The sequence below is a fragment of the Rhodopseudomonas sp. B29 genome, assembly GCF_000333455.1.
In the GTDB taxonomy this organism is placed as follows: Bacteria; Pseudomonadota; Alphaproteobacteria; order Rhizobiales; family Xanthobacteraceae; genus Rhodopseudomonas.
The window spans coordinates 1-1645 of the sequence record NZ_BADD01000197.1 but is presented as its reverse complement, the minus strand read 5'-3'; the positions used below and the strand labels follow the sequence as shown (position 1 = coordinate 1645).

2 protein-coding genes are annotated in these 1645 nt (G+C 64.6%); one reads left to right on the top strand and one right to left on the bottom strand.

Annotated elements, in window-relative coordinates; genetic code table 11:
• Nucleotides 1-301: amidase family protein (locus tag I5M_RS07095; RefSeq protein WP_031335695.1), on the bottom strand; the 301-nt coding region annotated here is incomplete at its 3' end.
• Nucleotides 302-404: 103 nt separating this feature from the next.
• Here I5M_RS07095 and I5M_RS07090 point away from each other — a divergent pair.
• Nucleotides 405-1517: an SbmA/BacA-like family transporter gene (locus tag I5M_RS07090; RefSeq protein WP_022720763.1), complete on the top strand. Its 1113-nt coding sequence runs from the start codon at nt 405-407 to the stop codon at nt 1515-1517.
• The last annotated feature ends 128 nt before the right edge of the window (nt 1518-1645 follow it).

The window sequence follows — 1645 nt, the reverse complement described above, 5'->3', positions numbered from 1 at the left end:
TCCCTGAAGATTCGCCGAGCCCTGGGGGGTGAGCCCGCCCCGCCCCCGCGGTCAGGTCCTTGATCGGCACCGGCATGCCGGCGAGCAGGCCGCGCTCGGCGGCTGGCTTCTGCATCAGCGCCTTGGCGTGGTCGCGGGCGCGATCGAAACACAGCGTCGGCAGCGCGTTGACGGCACCGTCGACCTCGGCGATCCGGGTCTCCAGCGCGTCGAGCAGATCAAGCGGCGTGACCTCGCCGGCTTCGAGCTTTTCGACCAGCGCGCAGGCGGTCGCCTGGATCAATTCCTGATGTGCCGACAATTCCGAATTCTCCTTATAGTTGATAGGCTGGGTTCGCGTCTAAGACGCAAAGCCTAGTCGGGCTCGCTTTTCAATCCGATGATACGGGCTGTATATCGCGCCCATGAGTCTCTTCTCACACAACGATCACAACGGCCACAACCTGACCGGGTTTTGGCTGTTGTCTCGCCGTTTCTGGTTCGGCGGCGGGGTCCGCGCCACCGGGCTGATCGTGACGTTGATCTCGGTGATCCTGCTGCAGCTCGTCGTGCAGTTTTATCTCAATTTGTGGAATAGGCACTTCTTCGACGCGCTGGAGCGGCGCAACGCGGCCGAGCTGTGGGCGCAGGCCGGCGTGTTTCTGATGCTGGCGTGCGCCAGCATCTTGCTTGCCGCGACCTCGGTGTGGGCGCGCATGACCGGCCAGCGGCGATGGCGCGAGTCGATGACCCGCAGCATTCTGGCGGCGTGGTCCGCCAAGGACCGGCGGGTGGCGGTGGATGGCAACGGCGATGGCGCCGAAAATCCGGAGTACCGGCTGGCCGAGGACGTCCGCGTCGCGACCGACGCGCCGGTGGATCTGATCTCGGCGCTCTTGTCGTCAGTGCTGACGGCGCTGACTTTCTTCAGTGTACTGTGGACCGTCGGCGGCAGCATCGGCGTGACGGCGTTCGGCCATCACGTCGAGATTCCCGGCTATCTGGTGCTCGGCGTCGTCGGCTACTCGACGATCATGACCGGGTTGATGCTGTGGTTCGGCCGCCGCATTACCGGCATCAGCGAGCGCCGCAACCAGAACGAGGCCGAATTCCGCGCCGCCGCTGAAGTGATGCGCGGCGGGCGTATCAGTTCTGAAGCGGACGGAGCCACGTGGACTGACACTTTGCAGCAGCGGCTGACCGCCGTACTGCGGTCCTGGCGCGATTTGTGCTGGCAACTGGTCGAGACCACGCTGGTGTCACACGGCAACTTTTTGTTGGCGCCGGTCGCCGCTTACTTCCTGTGCTTTCCCAAATATCTGTCCGGCGCGATGTCGCTGGGTGAGGTGACGCAGAGCGCGGCGGCGTTCGTCACCGTGCAGGGCGCGTTCAACTGGCTGGTCGATAATTATCAGCGCATCGCCGATTGGCGATCCTCCGCCAACCGCGTTGCCGCTCTATTGGCGGCGATCGAACACATGCCGGATCGCGGTGATGCGCCGGCCGCGGAAGCGGAAGGTGAGAGCGCGCCGGGTTAATTGAGAGCAGTTATGCTAGAATTACAGGCGTCATCCTGAGGTGCCCGCTGGGCCGCGCCGTGCGCGGTCCAGCGGGCCTCGAAGGATGGCCACAAGCGTCTTGGCCGTTCCTTGAGGCGCGTACGCGC

Excerpts from the sequence above, each read along its gene's own strand:
- I5M_RS07090 (WP_022720763.1), top strand. The coding sequence starts at position 405 with ATGAGTCTCTTCTCACACAACGATCACAACGGCCACAACCTGACCGGG.